At 72.7% G+C, this 23,735-nt stretch carries 20 protein-coding genes; 14 read left to right on the top strand and 6 right to left on the bottom strand.

Annotated features, from left to right (window positions below):
• The first annotated feature begins 6 nt into the window (after positions 1 to 6).
• A complete protein-coding gene (locus tag BJ971_RS28850; protein WP_184996321.1) occupies positions 7 to 1,581 on the top strand; it encodes a serine/threonine-protein kinase in 1,575 nt (524 codons plus the stop codon).
• Between the two features lie 11 nt (positions 1,582 to 1,592).
• On the opposite strand, the gene BJ971_RS28845 is transcribed toward BJ971_RS28850, so the two are convergent.
• Together BJ971_RS28845 and BJ971_RS28840 are read right to left on the bottom strand one after the other, a co-directional pair.
• The gene (locus tag BJ971_RS28845) at positions 1,593 to 2,414 is read right to left on the bottom strand and encodes a metal-dependent hydrolase (protein ID WP_184996320.1); all 822 of its coding nucleotides are present in this window, start codon (positions 2,412 to 2,414) and stop codon (positions 1,593 to 1,595) included.
• Positions 2,415 to 2,533: 119 nt separating this feature from the next.
• Positions 2,534 to 2,998: a DUF1707 SHOCT-like domain-containing protein gene (locus BJ971_RS28840; protein WP_239087498.1), complete on the bottom strand. Its 465-nt coding sequence runs from the start codon at positions 2,996 to 2,998 to the stop codon at positions 2,534 to 2,536.
• A gap of 223 nt (positions 2,999 to 3,221) precedes the next feature.
• On the opposite strand from BJ971_RS28840, the gene BJ971_RS28835 reads away from it, so the two are divergent.
• On the top strand, positions 3,222 to 4,571 hold the full coding sequence (locus BJ971_RS28835; protein ID WP_239087497.1) for a sensor histidine kinase: 1,350 nt from the start codon (positions 3,222 to 3,224) through the stop codon (positions 4,569 to 4,571).
• A complete protein-coding gene (locus BJ971_RS28830) occupies positions 4,568 to 5,254 on the top strand; it encodes a response regulator (RefSeq protein ID WP_184996319.1) in 687 nt (228 codons plus the stop codon). Before BJ971_RS28835 ends, BJ971_RS28830 begins: the two co-directional genes overlap by 4 nt.
• Here the strand turns inward: BJ971_RS28830 and BJ971_RS28825 are convergent, their stop codons facing one another.
• Together BJ971_RS28825 and BJ971_RS28820 are read right to left on the bottom strand one after the other, a co-directional pair.
• Positions 5,255 to 5,755 (bottom strand): NUDIX hydrolase, encoded by a 501-nt coding sequence (locus tag BJ971_RS28825; protein WP_184996318.1) that lies wholly within the window; start codon positions 5,753 to 5,755, stop codon positions 5,255 to 5,257.
• A 45-nt stretch (positions 5,756 to 5,800) separates the two neighbouring features.
• On the bottom strand, positions 5,801 to 6,880 hold the full coding sequence (locus BJ971_RS28820; protein WP_184996317.1) for a helix-turn-helix domain-containing protein: 1,080 nt from the start codon (positions 6,878 to 6,880) through the stop codon (positions 5,801 to 5,803).
• Positions 6,881 to 7,000: 120 nt separating this feature from the next.
• Here BJ971_RS28820 and BJ971_RS28815 point away from each other — a divergent pair, with 120 nt between their 5' ends.
• Positions 7,001 to 7,237, top strand: a complete 237-nt coding sequence (locus BJ971_RS28815) for a hypothetical protein (protein WP_184996316.1) — start codon at positions 7,001 to 7,003, stop codon at positions 7,235 to 7,237.
• 30 nt (positions 7,238 to 7,267) lie between these two features.
• Here BJ971_RS28815 and BJ971_RS28810 read toward each other — a convergent pair whose 3' ends face one another.
• Entirely contained in the window at positions 7,268 to 8,053 is a 786-nt protein-coding gene (locus tag BJ971_RS28810; protein WP_184996315.1) for a sulfite exporter TauE/SafE family protein, read from the bottom strand.
• A gap of 121 nt (positions 8,054 to 8,174) precedes the next feature.
• Here BJ971_RS28810 and BJ971_RS28805 point away from each other — a divergent pair, with 121 nt between their 5' ends.
• The 10 genes from BJ971_RS28805 to BJ971_RS28760 all read left to right on the top strand — a co-directional run bounded on the left by BJ971_RS28805 (position 8,175) and on the right by BJ971_RS28760 (position 22,039).
• Entirely contained in the window at positions 8,175 to 10,781 is a 2,607-nt protein-coding gene (locus BJ971_RS28805; protein ID WP_239087496.1) for an MGH1-like glycoside hydrolase domain-containing protein, read from the top strand.
• Between the two features lie 10 nt (positions 10,782 to 10,791).
• Entirely contained in the window at positions 10,792 to 11,625 is an 834-nt protein-coding gene (locus BJ971_RS28800) for an LLM class F420-dependent oxidoreductase (RefSeq protein WP_184996313.1), read from the top strand.
• Positions 11,626 to 11,689: 64 nt separating this feature from the next.
• Entirely contained in the window at positions 11,690 to 14,932 is a 3,243-nt protein-coding gene (locus BJ971_RS28795) for an SCO7613 C-terminal domain-containing membrane protein (RefSeq protein WP_184996312.1), read from the top strand.
• A 274-nt stretch (positions 14,933 to 15,206) separates the two neighbouring features.
• Positions 15,207 to 16,175, top strand: coding sequence for a hypothetical protein (locus BJ971_RS28790; RefSeq protein ID WP_184996311.1), 969 nt, complete (start codon positions 15,207 to 15,209; stop codon positions 16,173 to 16,175).
• A gap of 43 nt (positions 16,176 to 16,218) precedes the next feature.
• The gene (locus tag BJ971_RS28785) at positions 16,219 to 16,461 is read left to right on the top strand and encodes an MBL fold metallo-hydrolase (RefSeq protein WP_184996310.1); all 243 of its coding nucleotides are present in this window, start codon (positions 16,219 to 16,221) and stop codon (positions 16,459 to 16,461) included.
• Between the two features lie 236 nt (positions 16,462 to 16,697).
• Positions 16,698 to 17,357 carry a nitroreductase gene (locus tag BJ971_RS28780; protein ID WP_239087500.1) on the top strand — a complete coding sequence of 220 codons (660 nt, stop codon included), beginning with the start codon at positions 16,698 to 16,700 and terminating at the stop codon, positions 17,355 to 17,357.
• A 222-nt stretch (positions 17,358 to 17,579) separates the two neighbouring features.
• Positions 17,580 to 18,086: a GNAT family N-acetyltransferase gene (locus tag BJ971_RS28775; protein WP_184996308.1), complete on the top strand. Its 507-nt coding sequence runs from the start codon at positions 17,580 to 17,582 to the stop codon at positions 18,084 to 18,086.
• Between the two features lie 47 nt (positions 18,087 to 18,133).
• Positions 18,134 to 20,404, top strand: coding sequence for an eCIS core domain-containing protein (locus BJ971_RS28770; protein ID WP_184996307.1), 2,271 nt, complete (start codon positions 18,134 to 18,136; stop codon positions 20,402 to 20,404).
• Between the two features lie 13 nt (positions 20,405 to 20,417).
• Positions 20,418 to 20,822, top strand: a complete 405-nt coding sequence (locus BJ971_RS28765) for a VOC family protein (protein ID WP_184996306.1) — start codon at positions 20,418 to 20,420, stop codon at positions 20,820 to 20,822.
• A 41-nt stretch (positions 20,823 to 20,863) separates the two neighbouring features.
• A complete protein-coding gene (locus BJ971_RS28760) occupies positions 20,864 to 22,039 on the top strand; it encodes a trans-sulfuration enzyme family protein (protein WP_184996305.1) in 1,176 nt (391 codons plus the stop codon).
• Here the strand turns inward: BJ971_RS28760 and BJ971_RS28755 are convergent.
• Positions 22,012 to 23,634, bottom strand: coding sequence for a GGDEF domain-containing protein (locus BJ971_RS28755; protein ID WP_239087495.1), 1,623 nt, complete (start codon positions 23,632 to 23,634; stop codon positions 22,012 to 22,014). The two genes, BJ971_RS28760 and BJ971_RS28755, sit on opposite strands and share 28 nt — an antisense overlap.
• Positions 23,635 to 23,735: the final 101 nt, after the last annotated feature.

Raw genomic sequence — 23,735 nt, 5'->3', positions numbered from 1 at the left:
GCGCGGATGGATGCGACTCCTGTACTCGGCGGCCGGTACGTGCTGCGGGATCAGCTCGGCGCCGGCGGCATGGCGGTCGTGTGGCGGGCCCATGACCAGGTGCTGGGCCGGGAGGTCGCGGTCAAGCTGCTGAACGCCCGGCATGCCGGCGACCCCGACTCCAGGCGGCGGATCCATGAAGAGGCCCGGGCCGCCGCCGCGCTGTCGCACCCCAACATCGCCCAGGTCCACGACTACGGCGAGGCCGACGCCTACTTCGGCCAGGTGCCGTACGTGGTCATGGAGCTCGTCCGCGGCGGGACCCTCCAGGAGCGGATGACGGCCGGTGAGCTGCCGCCGCGGTTCGCGATGCGGGTGGCCGCCGAGGTCGCGGCGGCGCTGGCCACGGCGCACGCCGACGGGCTGGTGCACCGCGACATCAAGCCGGCCAACGTCATGGTCACGCCGACCGGCGCCAAGGTGGTGGACTTCGGCATCGCCGCCGCCATCGATCCCGGCGGCACCGGCGACCCGGACTTCGAGGTGCTCGGCACGCCGGCCTACCTCGCGCCCGAGCGGCTGATCGACGACGCGGTCGAACCGGCCTCGGACGTCTACGCGCTCGGCGTGCTGCTGTACCGGATGCTCTCGGGGCACTCGCCGTGGAGCGCCGACACCACGACGCAGATGCTGACCGCGCACATCTACATCGATCCGGAGCCGCTGACGCCGCAGCCCGGTGTGCCTGGCTACATCATCGCGCTGTGCAACCGGTGCCTGGTCAAGGACCCCACCGAACGGCCGAGCGCCCGCGAGGCCGCGGCGCTGCTGGCACAGGGCGCGGGGCTGCGCGTCGTCGACGACATCCCCCCGCAGCCGCAGGCGGGACCGTGGCAGGAGGACGACGACCCTTCGGTCCTGATCCGCCCGAAAGCGGAGCCCTCGGAGCCCCCGGAGCCCGCCGTGACGGCCCCGCCGGCCCCGCCGGACGCCGGCGAGGTCCGCAAGCCGGTGCACCGCCGCCGGGGTGTCCTGCCTTTCGCGTTCGTGCTGCTCGCGGCGGTCGCCGCCGGGCTCTGGTGGCTGGTCGCCGGCGACGACCGGGCGGCGCCCGAATCCGCCGCCGGTGCGCCCGCCGCCGGCCGGTCGGTCCCGGCCGCGGCGGCGCCGTCGGCCACGAGCGGGGGGAAGGCGCCGGCCACCCCCGGCGCGGCGACCCCCGGCGCGGCCACGCCCGGCGCGGTCGCACCCGGCACGGTCGCGCCGGCCGCACAGAACCCGGCGAACGGCATACCCACGCTGACGACGACGGCTCCGGCGGCCGCGACGACCGGCGCGACGCCCAGCCCGGAGCCCGAGGCCACGACGCCGGCGCCGCAGGAACGCACGCTCACGTCGGAGGGCGGTTCGGTGCGCGCCGTCTGCCAGGCCGCCGGCACCGCCCAGCTGCTGTCCTGGACGGCCACCAAGCCCTACAAGGTGGACGAGGTCGAGGCGGGGCCGGCGAGCGCGGCGGTCGCGGTGTTCCGGCACGGCAACGAGCGGGTGCGGATGACTGTCACCTGCGCGGGCGGCGTCCCGTCACACACCACCACCGGCTGAGCGCCTGGAGCTCAGCCGTCGGCCCAGGTGTCCAGGTCGAGCTGGTTCAGCAGGTGCGGCGCGAACATCCCGAAGATCGACAGCAGTGCCACCAGGGTGAACACCGTGCGCAGCACGAGCACCTCGCCCTTGCCGCCGACCTTGACCGCCATCCCGTTCGGGATGCCGACCATCCGCCACATCCGGCGGCCGATCGGAATGGGCCACAGGATCGGCACGCCGTTCTTGGTGATCATGTCGCCGAGCAGGTGTACGACGCAGCCGACCCCCACCGCGAACCCCAGCATCGGGTAGCCGCGGTCGCCCGGCAGGTGCGCCGCGGTGAACCACGCGATCGCACCCGACGCCAGCGTCACGATCAGCCAGCCGGCCCGCTCCGCCCACTCGTCGAACAGCCCGCGCAGCGCCAGGCCGGCCATGAGGAAGACGACGGCGACCACGGCCCATCGGCCGTAGTTCGCGCACAGCGTCGTGGTGCCCCAGCCGACCAGCCCCGCGAACGGCAGCGTGTGCGTGAACGTGCGGTGCCCGTTGTTGCGGCGCGGGTCCTTGCTGAGCTTGGTCGCCGTGTAGACACCCAGCGAGATCTTCTCGATCACCTCGGCCACGAACAGGGAGAACACGCCGAAGGTCCGGGCGACCGTCGCGCCGCCCTGGTTGCGGGTCACCTTGCCCGACAGGTCGAGGTCCGGCAGCAGCGCGCCGCCCGCGCAGACGGCCGTGCCGACGGCGACGGCCAGCGGCGACTGCTCGTACCCGGCGAAGTGGTCCAGGGCCCAGCTGCCGGCCAGCCATACGGCCGCGCCGGACAGCGCGTGCGACGGACCCATCATCGTGACACCCCTCCCCGAGGTCCCCCGTACGCGACAGCGGCCGGGGGTAAACCGGGCAACTCTCGCAGAGCGGGGAGGGGCGTTCAACGACCGCCACGGCTACTGTGGAGTGTTGATGATCACCGGTAGTTCGGCGCGTTCCACGGCGCGACCCGGTGGTGGTGGTAGTGGCGATGGTGGAATTCGCCGTACCGGATGTGTCGCATCAGGCCGATGACCAGGAACACGAGCGGAATCGCCGGCCAGAAGAAGTGCGCGCCGGAGAGCAGCCACAGCCCGGTCAGCAGGACGGCCGCGGCGGCGACGAAACTGGCGTGCCTGCGCACGCCCCGGCGTGTCGCGGCCCGGGCCTGCGGCGTCTCGGCCAGCGCCCGGCGGCCGTTGTCCGGCAGATCGGCGGTGAGCGGGGCCAGTTCGTCGCGGAACTTCGCCGCGTACACCTGGCCGAGCCGCTCCTCACCCTCCTCCAGGGTGAGCCGGCCCTCGGCCATCGCGGCCCGCAGGATCTCGGCGACCTGCTCGCGCTCGGTGTCGGAGGTACGGAGCCGGTTCGGTCCGGACCAGGTGGCGTCGGTGGGATGCACGGTGACCTCCAGGAGTGGCGGGATCTGCTTAACAGCGTGGCCGGTTCGCCGCCGGGCCGCGTCGCCCCGGCGGAGCATCCGGTACGCGGCCCGCGGCGCAGCCGCCCGCCCGCGGGGTACCACCGGGGGAGTACGCCGGGCACGCCCGTACCACCCGGGGCGCAGCGCCTCGTCGTCGTTGTGCGGATGCCCGGGCGAACGGCGGTGCCGTAGGTTCGAAGACGTGCGAAACCCGGGCCGGCGGTACCCGCCCCGGCGACCGGATCGACCCGGCCGCCGGGCCGGCGGTGCTGCCCCGACCGCGGGGTCCGACGAGATCGAGGCGCACGCCGGCGCGCACGGTCCGGCGTGGTCGCCGGGACGGGGCGGTGGCCGTTTCCGATCGTCCGGCCGCTCCGGCGGCCTGGGCCGGCGGCCACGGCAGCCGCACTGGCCCGGCGCGGTCGTCGCGGCGCTCTGCTTCCACGTGTTCGGCAACTGGTCGCAGGCGGCCGCCCTGTCCCGCCCGGCCGACGTCGTCGCGTGCGCGCTGCTGCTGATCGGCCCGCTCGCGCTGGCCTGGCGCGGGCGCGCCCCGATCGCCGTCCTCGCCGTCAGCGGCGCGGCCACGATCGGCTTCGCCGCACTCTCGACGCCGTCGTGGAGCTACGCCGTCGCACCCGTCATCGCCCTCTTCGGCGCGGTCAAGGCGGGCCGGCGCCGGGACGCGGTGGTGGTCGCCGCGGCGGGCTACCTGGCCTACCTGACCGTGACCTGGTTCTGCGCCGGTGCGCTCGGGCTGCCGGCCGCGGCCCGTCCCGACCTGCGCGACGCCGTGCTGATCGGCCTGGGTCTCGCGCTGACGGTCTTCCTCGGCAGCGCCGCCCGGGCCCGGGCGATCTATCTGGCCGAGATGACCCAGGCAAGGGCCGAACGGGCCCGGGCCCGGGAGGAGCAGGAACGCCGCCAGGCCTCCGACGAACGGCTGCGCATCGCCCGCGAGCTGCACGACGTGCTCGGCCACCACCTGTCGCTGATCAACGTGCAGGCCGGGGTCGGGCTCCACCTGATGGACAACCGCCCCGAGCAGGCCCGCGAGGCCCTCGCGGCGATCAAGACGGCGAGCTCCGAGGCGCTGCGGGAGGTCCGGGCGGTGCTCGGCGTGCTGCGCCCCGAGGAGGAGGCCGCGCCGCGCCAGCCCGCGCCGGGCCTGGGCCGGCTCACCGATCTCACCGCCGACGCGGGCCTGCCGGTGACCACGACGACCGTGGGGGAGCGGCGCGACCTGCCCGCGGAGGTGGACCGGGCGGCGTACCGGATCGTCCAGGAGGCGTTGACCAACGTCCGCCGGCACGCGGCCGCCGGCGCGGCCGCGACGGTCGCGGTCACCTACGCGGAGAACGAGCTGCGCCTGTCGATCCGCAACGACGGCCCGGCGGCGAAGGAGCCGCCGGACGGCGGCGGCGGTAGCGGCATCGCCGGGATGCGGGCCCGCGCGGCCAGCCTCGGCGGCACCCTGGCGGCGGGCCCGCCGCCGGAGGGCGGCTACCTGGTCTCGGCGGTGCTGCCGACAGCGACAGGGGAGAATCCATGATCACGGTCCTGCTCGCCGACGATCAGGTCCTGGTCCGGGCCGGCTTCCGGGCGCTGCTCAACGCCGAGCCCGACATCGAGGTGGTCGCGGAGGCGGGCGACGGCCTCGAGGCGGTGCGCCTTGCCGCGCAGACGCGGCCCGACGTGGTGCTGATGGACATCCGCATGCCCGGCGTGGACGGCCTCGAGGCGACCCGCCGCATCGCCGCGGATCCGGCGCTGGCCGGCACCCGGGTCGTCATCCTCACCACGTTCGAGCTGGACGAGTACGTCTTCGAGGCGCTGCGCACCGGCGCATCCGGCTTCCTGGTCAAGGACACCGAGCCGGTCGAGCTGCTGCGCGGCGTGCGCGCGGTCGCGGCCGGTGACGCCCTGCTGTCGCCGAGCGTCACCCGCCGGGTCATCGGCGAGTTCGCCACCCCGGGCGGGCGCGGCCGTCCCGCGCTGCCGCCGGAGGAGGCCGAGCAGCGGCTGGCGCAGCTCACCGAGCGCGAACGCGAGGTGATGGTCCTGGTCGGCGAGGGCCTGTCCAACGACGAGATCGCGGGCCGCCTCATGATCAGCCCGGCGACGGCGAAGACACACGTCAGCCGCACGATGGTCAAGCTCGGTGCCCGGGACCGGGCCCAGCTCGTGGTCTACGCGTACGAGGCGGGCCTGATCCGTCCCGGCTGGCTGGCCTGATCAGGGCTGACGGCCGGCGATCTCGCCCTCGCCGGGCCGGGCGAACCAGGCCGGGGCGTCCTCCTCCAGCGAGGTGCGGATCCGGACCATGGCGAACGGGCTCATCTCCGGCAGCGCGTCGGGCGCGAACCAGCCCACCGCGATCGACTCGGAGTCGTTGACCCGCGCCTCGCCGCCGACCGCGCGGCAGCGGAACCAGGTGTTGACCATGTGGCAGTGGTCGCCGTTCGGGTAGACCACCTGGTGCAGGGCGACGCCGGCCACGCGTTCGATCTTCACCTCGACGCCGGTCTCCTCGAGAACCTCGCGCACCAGCGCGTCCGCGGGCTGCTCGCCGGGGTCCATCATGCCGGCGATGACCGACCACTGCCGGTTGTCGCTGCGCTGGCCGAGCAGGACCTCCCCGCGGTCGTTGAGGACGATCGCGCTGACGGTCGGGAACATGATCACGTCTTGGCCGACCTTGGCGCGCAGGTTCTTCACATAGTCAGATGCAGGCACGCCGCGACCCTAACCAACCTGGTCACGCAGCCGCCCCACCTGTGCTCAGGCAACGGCACGCGCAACCTCGTCGAGCACCAGCCGCAGCGTCTGCGACCGCCGCTCGGCCGGTAGGGCGTCCATCGCCGCCCTCGCGTACTCCAGACCGCCGGATTTGTCGCCGGCGTGCGCCAACATCAGGCCGCGGTGCAGCTCGATATGTGTGGCGAACCGGGTCAGCTCCGCCGGTCGCCCGCCGTCGGCCTCGGCCTGGGCCTGCTCGCCCCGGCGGACGTCGCCGAGCCGGGCCCACAGCATCGACCGGAAGGTCGCCATGCGCCACGGCGGAACCGCGAAGTCGGAGATCTCGCCGTCGGGCGACGCGACCCGATCGAATACCCGCCTCGCCTCGGAATCCGCGGCCACGGCCCCACGGTGGTCGCCGCGACCGGCGGCGACGTGGGCGCGGGCGACCAGCGAGTTCAGCCGTCCGAGTGACGGCCGGTCGGAAAGGCCGATCGCCTGGTCGGCGAGCCGCTCCGCCGTGGCAAGAGCCGCACCCTCGTACGCGAGGGCGATCGCGGCGCGTCCGCGGACCCAGACCCGTACGCCGAGATCTTCGGACCGGTCGGCGGCCGCCGCGGCGATCCGGTACCAGCGCAGGGCCTCGACCGGGTCGCCGGTGGTCTTGCCGTAGGTGGTGAGCAGCCGTGCGGCCGACGCCCACATGCCGGGGGAGTTGAGCTGCTGCTGAACCAGCACGAGGTCGGTGGCGAGCCGGTCCTGGAGCGCCGCCGCGCCGATCTCCATGTAGTCCCGGCCATATTGGATGACCTGGGCTCGCCATTCGTCTTCGGCGCCGCGCTTCGCCAGGGCCGCTGTGAAACCGCCGCGTATCAGCTCGCGCGCGGCGACGGGCCCCAGCACTCCCGCACCGATGGCGCCGAGTATCAGACCTCGACGTTGCATGCAGTCCTCCCCGAGCACCTGGGCATAGGCGAGAAGGACCGTGTCGGTGAGGCTGCGCCGACATGCCTCGATGTTGCTCAGGTGCGCTGCGCTGATGTGTGCCCGCGCCGCCACCGCGGACGCCTTCTTTCCTTCGGCCTCTCTGGCCTCGCGAAGTCTCGCTCTCAGGTCGTCCATCCGACCACCTTTTGAAAACGCCTGAAAACCCCAGAGTGCTACTGATCACAGTGCGCTCTCGCGACGCTACACCACGAGGCGGCGAGTGGTTGGGCCGCGAGATCGAGGGAGGCGTGAGCGATGCGAGATCGACATGAGGCCGGGGCGGTGGGCACCCTTGCGGTCGGCGACCGGGTCACGGTGCAGACCGCGAACTTCGATCCCGTCGAGCTCACCGTCCACAGTCACGCCGTGGTCACCGATATCGAGGACGATCCCGGCGGCCCGCGGTACCTCGTCGGACACCCGCCCGCTGACCGCCGGTACGGGCCGTACCCCGCGGCCCGCCTGACCCGCGGATGGGAGGCCGGCCGATGACCGACCCGGGTCCTCGGCTCATGACGAACCTCAGCTCGACCGCAGCACGGCCTGGCCGGTGTAGAGCACGGCCAGCGCGATGGCCAGCCCGCCGAGCACCAGCCGCAGCGCGCGCTCGGGCAGCCGGGGTTGCAGGCGGGCGCCCAGGTAGCCGCCGACGAGCCCGCCGGCCCCGCACAGGATCCCGACGCCCCAGTCCGGCGCGATGTCGCCGCGCCCGGTCAGCGCGAGCACCGCGAAGGCCGCCGCGCCGGCGACGGAGGTGACGAAGGTCGTGGCCAGCGCCGCGGGCGCGACCACCGCCATCGGCATGCCCCGGCCGGCCAGGACGGGACCGATGATGGATCCGCCGCCGATGCCGTAGACGCCGCCGACCACCCCGACGCCCAGCGCCAGCGCGGTGATCCCGCGGCGGGACATCGCGGGGGTACGGGGCTGCGGCACCGGCGGGCGCAGGCAGAGCCACACGCCGAGGGGCAGCAGCAGGACGCTGACGATGAGCCGGAACACGTCCGGGCCGGGCACGACGAAGACCCGCACCACCGCGCCGACGACCACGCCCGGCAGGGTGCCGACCAGCAGCAGCCGGGTCAGCGGGCCGGCGAGGCCGCCGCGCCGGCCGTACCGCAGCAGGGCACCCGGGCCGGAGACGACGTTGAACAGCAGATTCGTCGGCGTCACCGCAGGATTGGGTACCGCGAGCACGCTGAGCTGGACCGGGAGCAGGAACACCGCGCCGGAGACGCCGACCGGGGTGGTGACCACCGAAATGATCAATCCGGCCGCGATGCTCAGCAGGGCCTCGGTCCATGTCACGGGTGGAACCCTCGCACGGTCCCCGGAGCGCCCAAACTTCGGCACGCGGTCCGTTAGTGTTCGTAACACCTGTCAGTAACAATGTCGGGGTTCCCGGGGCGGATAGGGGGTGTGCGGCGGCGTGGCGGAGCGTGAGCGGCTGGCGCAGGCCGACTCCGGCGAGCAGCCGTGGCGTGCCTGGGGCCCCTACCTCGCCGAGCGGGCGTGGGGCACTGTCCGGGAGGACTACAGCGAGCACGGCACCGCCTGGGACTACTTCCCGCACGACCACGCGCGCTCCCGGGCGTACCGGTGGAACGACGACGGCATGGCCGGAGTCTGCGACGACCGGCAGACGTTCTGTTTCGCCCTGGCGCTGTGGAACGGCCAGGATCCGATCCTCAAGGAGCGGATGTTCGGCCTCGGCGGCGACGGCGGCAACCACGGCGAGGACGCCAAGGACTACTGGTGGTACCAGGACTCGACGCCGACCCACTCGTGGATGAGCTGGCGCTACCACTATCCGCAGGCCGCCTTCCCCTACGACGAGCTGGTCCGGGTCAACGGGCACCGGTCGCGGGAGGACCCCGAGTTCGAGCTGATCGACACCGGCGTCTTCGACGAGGACCGGTTCTGGGCCGTCACCGTCGACTACGCCAAGGCCGGCGTCGACGACATGTGCATCGTGGTGACCGTCTCCAACCGCGGCCCCGAGGCGGAGACGCTGCACGTGCTGCCGTCGCTGTGGTTCCGCAACACCTGGTCGTGGGGGCTGCCGAACCGCCGGGTCCCGACCATCCTCGGCGGACCCGGGCGGCTCGCCGGGCAGCACCGCGGCCTCGGCCACATCACGCTGGAGGGCGAGGGCGCGCCGCCGGCGCTGATGTGCGACAACGAGACGAACGCGCAGCGGCTCTGGGGCCTGCCCGGCACCAGCACGTACCCCAAGGACGGCATCAACGACCACCTCGTGGCCGGCGCGCCGACCGTCAACCCGGCCGGCGTCGGCACCAAGGGCGCGCTGCACTACGAGCTGACGCTGGGCCCGGGGGAGACCCGGGAGATCCGGCTGCGCCTGGCCCGGTCCGACGAGGCGGCCGACCCGCTCGACCTCGGCGACGGCTTCGCCGCCGTGGTCCGCGACCGGCGGGCCGAGGCCGACGCCTACTTCGCCGAACTGGTACCCGCCGCCGCGTCCGCCGAGGAGGCCGCCGTCGTGCGGCAGGGCATCGCCGGGCTGATGTGGGGCAAGCAGTTCTACCACTTCGACGTCAAGCAGTGGTTGCGCGGCGACCCCGGCTCCGCGCCGCCGCCCCCGGGCCGGCGCTACGGGCGCAACAACGCCTGGTGGCACATGAACAGCTTCGACATCATCTCGATGCCGGACCCCTGGGAATACCCCTGGTACGCGGCGTGGGACCTGGCGTTCCACTGTGTCTCGATCGCCCGCGTCGACCCCGGATTCGCCAAGTCGCAGCTGCTGCTGTTGCTGCGCGAGTGGTACATGCACCCCAACGGGCAGATCCCCGCGTACGAGTGGTCGTTCGGCGACGTCAACCCGCCGGTGCACGCCTGGGCCGCGCTGCGGGTCTTCGAGATCGACGGCGGCCGCGACCACGACTTCCTCGCCCGGATCATGCACAAGCTGCTGCTGAACTTCACCTGGTGGGTCAACCGCAAGGACGTCGGCGGCAACAACGTCTTCGAGGGCGGCTTCCTCGGCCTGGACAACGTCGGCCCGTTCGACCGCTCCGCGGCGCTGCCCGTCGCCGGCGTGCTGGAGCAGTCCGACGGCACCGGCTGGATGGCCATGTACGCGCTCAACCTGCTCGACATGTCCATCCGCCTCGCCCTGCACGACCGCACCTACGAGGACATGGTCACCAAGTTCTTCGAGCACTTCGCCTACATCGCCGAGGCGGCATACCGGCAGGGGCTCTGGGACGACGAGGACTGCTTCTTCTACGACGTGCTGCGCCTGCCCGACGGGCACCGGATGCCGCTCAAGGCGCGTTCCATCGTCGGGCTGCTGCCGCTGGCCGCCACCACCACGCTCAGCGCCGGCACCCTGAACCGGCTGCCCGGGCTGGGCGCGCGGCTGCGCTGGCTGCTCGCCAACGCCCCCGAGTACGCCGACGTGATCAGCGCGCGCCGGCTCGCGACCGACGGCCGCCAGCAGCGGCTGCTCTCCATGGTCGGCCAGGACCAGCTGCTGCGGATCCTGGCCCGGATGCTCGACCCGGAGGAGTTCCTTTCCCCGTACGGGCTCAGAACGCTGTCGCGCGCGCACCGGGAGAAGCCGTTCACGGTGTCGCTCGGCGGCTCGGATTTCACGGTCGGCTACGAACCGGCGGAGAGCACGAGCGGGCTGTTCGGCGGCAACTCCAACTGGCGCGGCCCGGTCTGGATGCCGACCAACTACCTGCTCATCGAGGCGCTGCGCGAGTTCGCGGCGTTCTACGGCCCCGACCTGATGGTGGAGTACCCGACCGGCTCGCAGACGAAGATGCCGCTGAGCGCGGTCGCCGACGACCTGTCCCGGCGGCTCATCTCGCTGTTCGTGCCGGACTCGTGGGGGCGCAGGCCGATGTACGGCGCCACGGAGATCTTCCAGAACCATCCGGACTGGAAGGACCTGCTCGCCTTCCCCGAGTACTTCAACGGCGACGACGGCGCGGGCCTCGGCGCCTGGCATCAGACCGGCTGGACGGCACTTGTGGTGGATCTGATTCTGACTCTGCATCGATAGGATCGGTCACATGGAGTTCGGTGTCGGTTACTTCCCCACCCATGACGGCATCGGCCCCGGTGCGCTCGCCCGGCTGGTCGAGGAGCGCGGACAGGACGCCCTCTTCTTCCCCGAGCACACCCACATCCCGGCCAGCCGGGAGAGCCCCTGGGGCGACGGCAGCCGCGAACTACCCAGCAAGTACTCGCACTGCTACGACCTGTTCGTCGCGCTGACCGCGGCGGCGGCCGCGACCAGCCGGATCCGGATCGGCAGCGGCGTGTGCCTGGTCGTCGAGCGCGACCCGATCATCACCGCCAACGAGGTCGCCAGCGTCGACCACCTCTCCGGGGGCCGGCTCGAGTTCGGCGTCGGCGCCGGCTGGAACCGCGAGGAGATGGCCAACCACGGCACCGACCCGCGTACCCGAATGGCCCTGCTCACCGACCGGGTCCAGGCGATGCAGGCGATCTGGACGCAGGACGAGGCCTCCTACTCGGGACCGTTCGTGAACTTCGACCGGATCTGGTCGTGGCCCAAGCCGGTGCAGGGCCCCTGGCCGCCCGTGCTCGTCGGCGGCGCCGGCCCCACCGTGCTCGACCGGGTGCTGGCCTGGGGCGACGGCTGGTTCCCGCAGTGGCACGACCGGGACCTCTTCGAGCGGATCGCCGAACTGGAGGCCCGCGCGGACCGGCCGATCGAGGTGCAGGTGCTCAGCGTGCCGGCCCAGCCGAAGGCCCTCGAACAGCTCGCGAACGCGGGCGTGCGCCGCGCCTCGTACTGGCTGCCCTCCGGGCCGTGGGACGTGGTCGAGCCCAGGCTGGAGAAGTGGGAGGCCGCGATCGCCGAGCTGACCGGCCGCTGATCAGCTACCGGTTTTAGGTACGCGGGCTCAGGAGCCGAACGCCGCGGGCGGCGATTATCGTCGCGTGACCTCGTATCCGTGCCCGTACTGCCATGCTCCGGCGAACCTGACCTCCGGCTGTCCCGGCTGCGGCCGCGGCCCGGACACCGACGCCGCCGAGGTCGTCCGTCTCGACGCGGAGATCCCGGTGCTCACCGCCCGGCTCGCCGGCGCCCGCGAGGCGGTCTCGGCGGCCGACGCGGCGCTGCGGCAGGCCTGGCGGTCGCGCGAGGACGCGGCGACCCGGGTTCGCGCGGCGCTGGCGGCGGCGGCCGTGCCGGTGGTCGTGCCGGCCGCCCGGCCCGCTGCGGCGCCGCGCACCAAGGAGGCGTCGACCAGGCTGGTGCAGAACGTGCTGTTCCTCCTGGGCGGCCTGCTGCTCGGCGTCGCGGCGATCGTCTTCACCGCGGTCGCCTGGGCGCAGTTCGGCGTCGGCGGGCGGGCGCTGCTGCTCGCCGGATTCACCGTCGTGTCCCTGGCGGTGCCGCATCTCGCGCTGCGGCGCAACCTGCGCGCGACGGCGGAGACCTTCGCGGCGGTCGGGCTGCTGCTGGTGCTGCTCGACGGGTACGCGGCCTGGTACGTGAACCTGTTCGGCGTCGCGGACTACTCGGCGCTCGGGTACGCCGGTGCGGTCTGCGCCGTCACGGCCGCGGTCGCCGCCGGGTACGAGCACGTCACCGGGCTGATCGGCCCGCGCTTCGCGGCGCTGATCGTGGCCCAGCCGGTGCTGCCGCTGCTCGCCGCGCCGTTCGAGCCGGACGCGGCGGGCTGGGCGTACGTGCTGACCGGCGTCGCCGTCATGAACCTCGTGGTGATCCACCTGGGACGGTCGGCGCCGAACGCGGTGGCTGTCACGGCCTACGCGCTCGGCGCGGTCGCGGTCGGCTCGGCGGGCCTGTCGGCGCTGTTCGCGCTGGCCGTCGCCGAGACGACGGTGGAGGCCGCGCCGGCCGCGACCGCGCTGGTCGCCGCCGCCGGGCTGACGGTGGCGGCGGCGGTCCTGGCCCGGGCCCGGGCGGCGCAGGCGATCACCGGTGGCCTGTTCGTTGTCGCCCTGGCGCCGGCCGCCGGCCGCTTCGCGGCGGTCGCCGGCGGGAGCTTCCTCGCCCCGGTGCTGATCGCCGCCGTCGTCGCGGCGGTGGCGGTCCTGGTGACGGCGGCGAACCGGGTGCTGCCGGCACAGGTACGCCGCGGGCCGTGGATCGGCGCGCTGGTCGTCGCCGCCGCGCCGGTACCGTTCCTGGCCGCCGCGATGATCGCGGGAGCCGCCGACTGGCGCCTGCTCGCCGTCATCGCGCTGAACACCGTCGCCCTGGTGGTGCTGGTTCCGCGCATGCTCCAGCCGCAGGTGCTGCTCGGCGGCGCCGCGCTGGCCGCCGTCTCGGCGCCGGCCGCCCTCGGAATGCACTGGTGGGCCGCGCCGGTCCTCGACCTGATCGTCGTCGCGGCGGCGCTGGCGTGCGCGCTGCGGGTGGCGCCGGCCTGGCCCGCCACGGTCGCGGCGGCGCTCACCGTCCACGCCGTGACGGTCGCCCTCGCGAGCCCGGGCGTCGCCTGCGCGACCCTGTCCGCGGTCGCCGCCCTCGGCGCCGGCACCGCGGTGGCCTCCCGGCGTGCACCGCGGCCGCTCACCGGAATCGCGCTCACCGTCGGGCTCCTCGCGGTGCCCGCGGCGGCCTGGACCGGCGCGGCCGCGCTGTCCCTGGCCGCACCGGCGCAGAGCCGGGCGGCGCTGGCGGCCGTCGCGCTGCTGACCGGCGCGCTGCACCTGACCGCCCGGGGCTACCGGCCGTACGTGCTGGCCGCCGTCCTGCTCGGCGCCGTGCCGGCGCCCGCCTGGGCGCTCGCCTCGGGCGACTCGCCCGCGCTGTACGCGGCGATCGGGCTGCTGCTCGTCGCGCTGACCTTCTCGGCGACCGTCTGGGCCCGGGCGGCCGCGCTGCCGCTCGGACTCGTGCTGCTCGCGACGACCGCGCCGAGCCTGTCCGCCGTGCTCCTGCGCCCGTACGAGTGGATGTCCCGGGTGTGGACCGGCGTGCCGGACGGCACCGGCGCCGGCCCGGTTGCGGTCGCCGACGTGGCCGCGCTCGGGGTGTTCGCCGTGGCCGTCGCGCTCGCGGTGCTGGCCGCGCGCGGCCCGCGGACCGCGGCCTGCGCCGTCGCGCCGCTCCTGGCCGTGCTGGTCCCGGCGGGCCTCGCCGCGGCCGGCGCACAGTGGCCCGCCGTGCCGGCCGCGAGCCTGCTCCTCGGCCTGGCCGGCCTGCTCGCGGTCGGGCTGCCGTCCTTCTTCGGCCCGGCCCGGGTCGCCGCGGGTGTGACCGGTGCCGCGCTCACCGGCGCGGGCCTCGCCGGATCGCTGCCGACCCGCGGCGCGACCCTGGCGGCGCTCGGCCTCGCCCTGGTCGCCGCCGCCGTGGTGAGCGTGGCCGGCCGCGACCTCGCGGCCCGGCTGCTGGGCGGCCTCGGCGCCGCCGCCGCGGCCCTGACGCTCGGCTTCACGGCGGGCCGCGCGGCCGGCCTGCCCCTGCACACCACGGCGTTCGCGGTGCTGGGCACCGCCGCGGTGCTGCTGGCGCTCGGCACGGCGCTCGCGTCGCGCCGGCCGCACGAGGGCCGCGCGGTGCAGGCCGCCGGGCACGCGGGTGCGCTCGTCGCGCTGCTGCTCACCGCCGGGTCGATCCGGCACGCGGCCGCCGTCTGCACGTTCTGGGGGCTGGCGCTCGGGCTGCGGGCGCTGCGCCCCGGCGAGTCCGCGACCGTCCGGCGTGGACACTTCACCGCGGCGGTGCTCACCGAACTCGGCGCCTGGTGGCTGCTGCTCGCGGGTGAGCGGGTCGCGATCGTCGAGGCGTACACGCTGCCGGCCGCCGCCGTCGCGCTGCTCATCGGCTGGCTGGCCCGCCGCGGCCGGGGCGAGCTGTCGAGCTGGATCGCGTACGGCCCGGCGCTGGCCGCGGCGCTGCTGCCGACGCTGGCCTCGGTCCTGACGGGAGAGGGCGAGCCGCTGCGGCGGCTGCTGCTCGGCCTCGGCGCCCTGACCGTCCTGCTGGCCGGCGCACACGCCCGCCTGCAGGCGCCGGTGGTCGCCGGCGGCAGCGTCCTGGCCGCGGTCGCCCTGCACGAGGCGGTGCTGGCCTGGGATCTGCTGCCGCGGTGGATCCCGCTCGCGGTCGCCGGGCTGCTGCTCGTCGCCCTCGCGATGACCCTGGAACGCCGCCGCCGTGACCTGGCCCGCGTCCGCTCGGCCCTGACCCGCATGGGCTGACCAGGGCCCGGTCGCGCAGGGCAGACTGGCACCGCGCCCCAGTGCCACCCGATGGCTGCCCGGAGCGTCGTGGCGGGCGGCGAGGTTGGCGGCGGAGCAGGTCAGCGGCAGCTGGGGGTGCTCGTAGTTTCCAGCGAAAACCAACGTTAAGGATTCGGTGCCATCACCCTTGTGCCTCGTGGCAGGTGCACTGGTCGAAGGCTGAGCGGTGGCTGAGCGTTCCTCAGCGCCGTCCAAGCTGGGATGCGGAGACTGCGACCATGGTGATCGAGTCTTGAGAGTCGATGGATCGGTCCGGCTTATCGCGCTCGTCTGGCAAGCCGTATACGTTGTGGTTCATCTGTGGTGGGCGATCGGCGGCGCGCCGCTTTTCCTCAACGGTCGGGAGTCGTACTTTCCCGGCGGATGGGTTCCGGTGGCACTCGGTGTCCTGGCGACGGTTGGGTGTCTCGCAGCCGCGGCTACCGCCCGCCGAGAGGTAGGCGACACCCGCCGCCATGTGCTTGCAGGGATCACCGCCCTTGCCGGCGTCGCCCTGTGCGTCTACTCGTTCCTGTTCCCGATAACGCTGGTGGCGCTGCTGTTCGAGGGCGCCAGGTCCGGCATTGTCGCAAGTCTGCTGGCTACTGGTGGTGGCGCCGTCGCCGGGGTTCTCTGCCTGCGCGTCGCCGTGGATGAGCGGCGCCTGGCCGTGCGTCCCTGCGAGTTGTGCGGGCGGGTGCACGGCAAGTCACCGGAGAGCCGGGCAGAGCGGGCACCCGGCTGGGCCTTCGCCGGTGCGTATGTCGCCGTTGCCGGGTTCGCGGCTCGGATCAGTGTGTGGCTGGCCGATACGATCGCCGGGCGGTGGCAGTCCGAGGTGAGCCGGGCGAACGTGTCGTGGAGCGCCATGGTGGTCTTCATGGTGCTGATCAGTCTGGCCGGCACGGTGCTGCCGTTGGCGCTGGCTCACCGCTGGGGTCGGCTGTGGCCGGCCTGGGTGGGACCACTGCGGGGACGGGCCGTGCCGCGTTGGCTGGTGCTCGGCCCGGGGCTGTTCGTCGGGGCGGGCCTGACCGCGTACTTCGGTATCGCCGGAAATACCGCCTGGATCCGCGGGGACTTCGGCGGGCCGTTCCTGCCGTTGTTCCTGGAGATGGCCGGCTACACACTGTGGGGAATCGGCCTGCTGGTGGCATGCGCATCGTACGCCGCGCTGACCCGACCACCGTGCCGGCAACTGATCCGGGAGCAGGCCCGATGACCTCCTCCCTGCCAGTGGCGCCGGACTGGTTTTGCCCCACCAGATGGGTCTGGTTGACCCTCTGCCGCCGGTGCTGCTGACCGCCCGGCCGCACGGCGACTACGACCTCGACACCTACCGGGTAAGACCGGTGACGCCCACCCGTTCACTGGCCGACGGCGACCTGCTCGACCTGGGTGGCCACACCCTGACGGTCCTGCACCTACCCGGTCACAGCCCCGGCAGCATCGCACTGTTCGACGACAGCGACGGACGGCACGCTGTTCAGCGGAGACGTGGTCTATGACGACGTCTTGCTCGACTGCCTACCCGGCAGCGACAGACGCCAATTTGTCCACTCCCTCCGCCGGCTGCGTGCCCTACCTGTTTACCTCGTTCGTCCCGGGCACGATCACAGTTTCGACTGGGAACGCCTGCACCACCTCATAGACGACTACCTCCGTTGCGCACCCTGTTGATCCCGCCCGGAGATCCGGGCAGAGGGACTGTGTCGTTGAGTGGAAGGACGAACTGACGTTGGATGTGTATGAAGCTGTGGACAGTCGCCGCGCGGTGCGGGCGTTCAGCAACGAGCCGGTACCGAAGGAGGTCCTCGAACGAGTGCTGGCCGCAGCGACGCGAGCTCCGTCGAGTGCGAACCTCCAGCCCTGGCATGTGTACGTCGTGACCGGCGAGCCGTTGGCCGAGCTGAAGCAACGCGCGACGGCCAGGGCGCTGGCGGGAGACGGAGGTGACGAGCGGCAGTATCCGATGTACCCGGCCGACCTCATTGCGCCGTACCGGGACCGCGCTTTCGCCGCGGCTGCCCAGCGGTACGCGGCGCTGGGTATCGAGCGGGACGACCCCGACCGGCCCATGAAGATCGCCGCCTTGAACACGGACGCGTTCGGGGCACCAGTCGTCCTGTTCTGCTACCTCGACCAGACGATGGGTCCGGGCCAGTGGGGCGACGCGGGAATGTACCTGCAGACGGTCATGCTGCTACTGCGGGCGGAAGGGCTGCACAGCTGCCCACAGGTGATGTGGACGATGTATCGCAAGACCGTGAGCCAGACAGTCGGGGCCGGTGACCGGCTCATACTGTTCTGCGGTATCTCGGTGGGATTCGAGAACGAAGACGTGCCGCGCCTACGCACAGGACGTGCGGAAATGGCTGAAACCGTGAACTTCATCGGATGTTGATAACTGCGCTCACGACCGTGTCGACAGACTAGCTAAGCTTGCCGTTTAACCTTTGCCTCCCGGCAGGCGTCGCTTCTGAGCAGCTCACGGCATCACCAAGGGCGACTACGGTCAGTGTCGGCGGACGAGCCCGTGCGGGCCTGGTAACGAGACCCGACCGCGCGTTATCTGCGGTAGATGCGGGCGTCTCCACGACGAGCGAGGTCGGCGGATACTCGACGCATGACTCACGCGTACTCGGTGCGTCCTGCCACGAACGGCGACCTTGCATCGGTATTGCAAGTGCTGGCAGACAACCAGTCCAGCCGGCCAACGGAACTACCTGCCCCCGCGGCCTCTCCCTCGAAACGGCAGATCGCGATGTGGAGCCGGATCACTCGCAGCCCCGATGTGACGGTCTACCTCGCTGAGTCCGGCGGACAGCCGGTCGGCACGGCGTGCCTGTCAATCCTCCCCAACATCACCTACGACTGCCGTCCGACGGCGTTTATCGAGGCCGTTGTGGTTCGGTACGAGCATCGCCGGCGAGGAGTAGCAAGACTCATGCTCGGGTGCGCTCTCGACGCCGCCCGTCGCGAGTCCTGCTTCAAGGTCCAACTGCTGACGCACAAGAAGCATGCGATCGACGGCGCACATGACCTCTACCGGTCACTCGGCTTCGAGGCAGAAGCTGAGGGCTTCAGGCTTTACCTGCGCGACGCCTCACTCTCTCTGGCCGATCCGTTATAAAGCTCTGCGGCATTGTCTTGATCTTGTGGAGTCGGTGAGATGGAGGCATGGTCGAACGCGTCCGTGCCAGGGAACGAGAGACGACGGGCGCCGAACACGTCGAGCGGGATCGGGGTCCTGCCGCCCGGCCCGGCATTCCGGACTGGGTGGGGCCGGCCGGCAACCGGGCGATAAGCCGATTGATGCGCAGCGGCGCCGAAGCGGGCGGTGGTGGTGTGCCGCCCGGATTCGCCGATCGGTTGCGGGTCGCGGGTGGTGGCGCGCCGATCCCGGCCGAGGCCCGCGGCAGCCTCGAGGCGGGGCTGGGCGCCTCGCTCGACGCGGTCCGGGTGCACGTCGGCTCGGGCTCGGCCGCGATGTCCGACCAGGTGCAGGCGCACGCGTTCACGGTCGGGCAGGACGTCCACTTTGCTCAGGGCGCGTTCGACCCGTCGTCGAGGCACGGCTATCACCTGCTCGCTCACGAGGCGGTGCACACGCTTCAATCCGACGCGGGGGCGCCGGCCGGCTCGCTGACCGTCGGCCCGGGCGACTCGCCCGCGGAGCGCGAGGCAGAGGCGATCGCGACCCGGCTGACCGCCCAGCGCTTCGGCGACGGCGGTCCGGCGCCCGGTGCCCCGGCCGGGTCCGGCGGCGCCGGGTCGGCGGTGGTGCGCCGCTTCGGCCGTGCGGAGCACAAGGAGCTGGGCGACGCCGCCAACGCGGACATCGACCTGGGTGGCGGCCTGATCCTCACCTGGGGCGACGTGGTGTCGCTGGCCGGCGACGAGTACGGCTCGGTGGAGGAGCTGAAGGCGGCCGCCGCCACCGCGGCGGGCCGCGCCGAGCTGCGGCGCATCATGACCAACGACAACAACCACAGCGCACAGTACGTCGACCTGGCCATGCACAACATTCCGCACTTCGCGGGCGGCGGCACCGCGATCCCGTCGTGGAGCTCGCATCACGAGAGCGCCCTGCTCACCGCGCTGCTGTCCGGCCTGGACGACAGCGAGCCGCTGTGGCAGCAGGCGCAGCTCACCGAGGCGTTCGGCCAGCACTTCCTGACCGACTCGTTCTCCGCCGGGCACGTGCGCACGCCCCGCGCCGCGATCATCGCCTGGTACCAGGACGACTTCGCGCCGCGGGCGATGCCGCCGCTCATCGCGTACGCGAAGAACTGGCTCCGCACGGAGCTGGTCCGGCAGATAGGCCCGCAGGTGCTGATGCCCGACGCCGCGGTCGGTGCGATGGTCGACGCCCTGATGTGGGGCGCGCTGAAGTGGCTCGACGACGACATCCGCGACAAGCTGCAACCGCTGGTCGGTCTCGGCATCTCCGGCGCGATCAGCGGCACCCTGCACGACCGGGACAACGAGCGCGGCCTGTGGGTGGCGAGCGAGGCGCATCCAGACCCCTGGCTCGCGTACGGCGACGGCCGGCTGAAGTGTTCCGCGGAGAGCGCCGACCAGGCGCAGCTCGCGGTCATCACCGCCCGGGAGCAGCTCGTGCAGGCGCAGGCGCTGGGCCGGATCCGCCGCGCGCAGCGCGGCGTGGTCGCACAGACGTCGCGGGCGGTCAACGAGGTGCCCAGCTCGGTGCACTTCGCCCTGGACTCGGCGGTGCTGGACGGTCCGAGCATCACGGCGCTCAACCAGGCCGCCGACTTCCTCACCGCCCACTCCGAGCAGGTGCTCGACATCAGCGGGCACACCTGCCCGCTGGGCGCCGACGACTACAACGAGAGGCTGGGGCTGCGGCGGGCCGAGGCGGTCGCCACGTACCTGATGGCCCGCGGCATTCCGGCGCACCGGCTGCACGCGGCGACGGCCGGTGAGCGGCAACTGCTCCGCGCGGACAGGGCCGGGTTCCCGAGCGACCGGCGTGCGGAGCTGGCGTACCGGGCCTCGGGTGACGCACCCGACGACCTGGTGTGGGCGAACCAGATCCTCACCGAGCGGCTGCCCGGCCCGCCGTACGCGGAGGTGGAACGGTTCATCCCGTACGAGGTGATTGTGCTCAACGACCCCCAGGAGGACTGGCGCTGGGGCACGATGAGCAGCGAGATGGCGGCCGAGATCAACCATTGGATCGCCAGCTACGTGGCCGGCGCGGTCGGCGCGGTCGCCTCCGATTCGCGGCTGGACGACCGGCAGATCCCGGTTCCCGACATCTTCGAGACCGCGATCGTGACGATCAGCCCGCGCAAGCCGGTGCAGGACCTGCTGAACTCGCTGGTCGCCGACGGGACCGGCCTGCTCGGCCGGATGGTCGGCATCCCGGCGGCGAACCGCAGCGTCCCACCGCTGCCGCCGCCGGTCTCGTGCCAGGTGCCTTGACGAGGGAGTGTGCATGGCTTCGCCACCGGTGATCTCCGTGATGTTGATCGTTTCGGACGCGGACGCCGCGGTCGCCTGGTACAAGGCCGCGCTGGGCGCGGCGGAGCTGTGGAACCTCGGCGGCGTGGCCGGCCTCGAGGTCGGCGGCGCCGCCTTCTTCCTCCATGAGGTCAATCCCCGCAAGCCCACGGAGACCAGCCCCGGCCAGGCGGGGGCCACGAGTACCCGCATCGAGGTGTTCACCGACGACCCGGACGGCTTCATCGAGCGCGCCGTCGCCGCGGGCGCTACCGCCGGTTCGGAGATCGAGGATCATCAGGTGCCCTGGGGGACACACCGCCAGGGTGGCTTCACCGACCCGTTCGGCCACAACTGGTCCGTCGGCGACAGGTCACCGCTGGACCGGTTCCCCCGCTGACGGAGAGGGCTGACGGAGAGGGCTGACGGAGAGGGCGGGGCATGTCGAGTTGGAGTTCCCGGGCCGTGCACGCCGACGCGGAAGTGCCCCGCGCGGCCGGTGCGGTGTCGCCGCCGATCGTGCAGACGGCGACGTTCGCCGCGGACTCGGCGCAGGAGTTCGCGGAGCTGGCACTCCAGCGGCGGGGTAGCGGCTTCTACACCCGTTACGGGAACCCGAACCACGCACAGGTCGCAGCGGTGCTCGCCGACCTGGAAGGTGCGGAGGCCGCGATGGTCTTCGCCTCCGGCATGGCGACCATCACCACGACCGTTCTGGCGCTGGTGCGGTCGGGTGACCACATCGTCGCGCAGCAACGGCACTACGGCGGAGTTCCCTCGCTCCTGCTGAACCTGCTGCCGCGGTTCGGGGTGAGTTGCACGCAGGTCGACCAGACCGACCCGCGGGCGTTCGCCGCCGCGATCCGGCCCGAGACGCGGCTGGTGCTTGTGGAGTCGCCGAGCAATCCGCTGCTGGACATCACCGATCTGCGCGCGGTCTCGGAGCTGGCCCGTGCGGCCGGCGCGCTGACCATCGCGGACAACACCTTCGCGACGCCGGTGAACAGCCGGCCGCTGGCGCTCGGTGCCGATCTGGTGTGGCACAGCGCCACCAAGTACCTCGGCGGACACAGCGACCTGTCGGCCGGCGTCCTCGCCGGACCCGCCGAGGTGCTCGACCGGGTCTGGGACGCCGCCATCATCACCGGCGCGGTGCTCGGCCCGATCGACGCGTGGCTGCTGCTGCGGGGTATCCGCACGCTTCCGCTGCGGGTACGCCAGCACAACAGCAACGGCCTGGCGCTCGCGCGGGCGCTGGAGGCGCACCCGGCCGTCGCGGCGGTGTACTACCCGGGACTGCCGACCCATCCCCAGCATCGGGTCGCGGCCGCGCAGATGGACGGCTACGGCGGGGTGCTGAGCCTGGAGCTCGCCGGCGGCTACGAGGCCGCGGACCGCTTCATCGATGGTCTGCGCTATGCGCGACGTGCGCCGAGTCTCGGCAGCGTCGAGACCCTCGTCGTCCATCCTGCCACGATGTGGCAGGCCATTCTCCCGCCCGACCAGATACAGGACGCCGCGATGAGCCCGGGCCTGGTCCGCCTGTCCGCCGGAGTCGAGGACACCGACGATCTCGTCAGCGACGCGATTCAGTCCTTGAACGCGCTGAAGACCTGAACGGCGTGCCGCCGGATCCGGTGCCTGCCGCCCCGTGCCGGTTGTGCCGTCGTCACCGGACCGGCGACCTGGACGGTGTACCCGCCGGCTCCGCCGCAGGAACAGCCGTCGATCCCGGCGCAGACCCCGCTGCAGAGTGGGTCGGCCGGCCTCCGCCGGATCGGCGGGTTCTGTGCGGGCCGGGCCTCGGCCTCGGCGATACCGTCGCGGCCCGAGTCCTTCGCCCGGTAGAGGGCGGCGTCCGCGCGCGCCGTCAGTTCGTCGGAGGTCTCGGCGCCGTCCCAGGTCGCCACGCCCGCCGAGAAGGTCTGGCGCATGGGCGTGGCGTGCTTCATCCGGGTGAGTACGTCGCGGGCGTAGTCGGCGGTGGCGTTCGGCATCAGCAGGACGAACTCCTCGCCGCCGTAGCGCGCCAGGTGGTCGGCCGCGCGTACGGTGCCCGACCAGGCCGCGGAGGCCTCCTTGAGCAGGCGGTCCCCGGCGGGGTGGCCGTTGGCGTCGTTGAACCGCTTGAAGTGGTCGATGTCGAGGATCGCCACCGTGAGCGGCTCGCCGTTGCGGCGGGCACGTTCCATCGTCCGCGGCAGCTCGAAGTTCCAGGCGCGCCGGTTCGGCAGACCGGTCAGCTCGTCGGTCACCGCCAGCTCGCGGACCCGCTGGGACTGGATGTCGAGCTGGGTCGTCAGCAGCGCCATCCGGGCGACGACGAGCAGGAACAGCACGGCGCAGCCGAGCCCGATGGCCAGCCCGTCGGTCACCTGGTGCCGGAGCGCCTGCATGATCAGCAGCGCGGGGCCGATGAGGGACGCGAGCGTCAGGAGCAGCAGCAGCGTCCGGCTGGGCCGGGGCCGGCGCGGGGTGACATCGCGAGCCAGGGTATGCGCGGCGGGGTGGACCGCAGCGGCCGCGAACAGCAGGTATCCGGTGAGGAACACGTCACCCAGCAGCTTGTGGGCGAAAGGCCCCGGTGCCCAGACCATCTGGTTGACCACGGCCCAGGCGACGTCGCCGGCGAGGAACGTCAGCAGCGCGGCGCAGATCAGCCGGAACGAGCGGTTCCGGGCGCCACCGGCCAGCAGCAGCCGGACGGTGATGGCCAGCAGCACCACGTCCCCGACCGGGTAGGCGACGCTCGCGATGTGACCGAACAGCCCGATCTCCGGGTCCGAGGCGGCCGGCTTCACCATGAAGATCCACGCCAGCAGGCCCAGGCCCGTGGTCAGCGCGGTGGCGTCGACGATGTTCGTCCAGTCCCGTTTGGCGGTGCGGCGGCGGATAAGCCGCAGCAGCCCGACCGCGACCGCCGGATAGATCGAGAGGTACGCGGCGTCGGCCCACGACGGGAAGTCGGGTACGCCGTCGATGTACGTGAGCACGAACTCGACGAGGATGCCGCCGGCGTTGCCCGCCACTCCGAGGGCCACCAGCCACCAGGTCGCCGCCATCGGTACCCGGCGGAGCAGGACCACGCCGATGATCATGCCGGCGGCGTACCAGCCGGTGGCCAGCTGCCACACCAGCTGCAATGTGCTGTCGTCCGGGATGACCAGGAACCCGGCGAGCGCGATCACCGAGACGACCAGGTTCGTGCGCATGAGCCGGCTCGTCGGCACTCGCCCTCCAACGTTCAGCCCGGCCCATCGGAAAGCCCGCGGATCCCCTATGTCATCGGTACGCGGGTGCGAGGCCGTTGCCG

Source organism: Amorphoplanes digitatis, assembly GCF_014205335.1.
Taxonomy (GTDB): domain Bacteria; phylum Actinomycetota; class Actinomycetes; order Mycobacteriales; family Micromonosporaceae; genus Actinoplanes; species Actinoplanes digitatus.
The sequence above is the reverse complement of the archived record's forward strand: the minus strand, read 5'-3'. Positions and strand labels throughout refer to the sequence as shown.

Coding starts and splice junctions, on each gene's coding strand:
- BJ971_RS28765 (WP_184996306.1), top strand. CDS start 20,418: ATGGCTTCGCCACCGGTGATCTCCGTGATGTTGATCGTTTCGGACGCG.
- BJ971_RS28850 (WP_184996321.1), top strand. CDS start 7: ATGGATGCGACTCCTGTACTCGGCGGCCGGTACGTGCTGCGGGATCAG.
- BJ971_RS28820 (WP_184996317.1), bottom strand. CDS start 6,880: ATGGACGACCTGAGAGCGAGACTTCGCGAGGCCAGAGAGGCCGAAGGA.
- BJ971_RS28770 (WP_184996307.1), top strand. CDS start 18,134: ATGGTCGAACGCGTCCGTGCCAGGGAACGAGAGACGACGGGCGCCGAA.
- BJ971_RS28845 (WP_184996320.1), bottom strand. CDS start 2,414: ATGATGGGTCCGTCGCACGCGCTGTCCGGCGCGGCCGTATGGCTGGCC.
- BJ971_RS28775 (WP_184996308.1), top strand. CDS start 17,580: ATGACTCACGCGTACTCGGTGCGTCCTGCCACGAACGGCGACCTTGCA.
- BJ971_RS28755 (WP_239087495.1), bottom strand. CDS start 23,634: ATGCGCACGAACCTGGTCGTCTCGGTGATCGCGCTCGCCGGGTTCCTG.
- BJ971_RS28830 (WP_184996319.1), top strand. CDS start 4,568: ATGATCACGGTCCTGCTCGCCGACGATCAGGTCCTGGTCCGGGCCGGC.
- BJ971_RS28760 (WP_184996305.1), top strand. CDS start 20,864: ATGTCGAGTTGGAGTTCCCGGGCCGTGCACGCCGACGCGGAAGTGCCC.
- BJ971_RS28785 (WP_184996310.1), top strand. CDS start 16,219: ATGGGTCTGGTTGACCCTCTGCCGCCGGTGCTGCTGACCGCCCGGCCG.
- BJ971_RS28800 (WP_184996313.1), top strand. CDS start 10,792: ATGGAGTTCGGTGTCGGTTACTTCCCCACCCATGACGGCATCGGCCCC.
- BJ971_RS28815 (WP_184996316.1), top strand. CDS start 7,001: ATGCGAGATCGACATGAGGCCGGGGCGGTGGGCACCCTTGCGGTCGGC.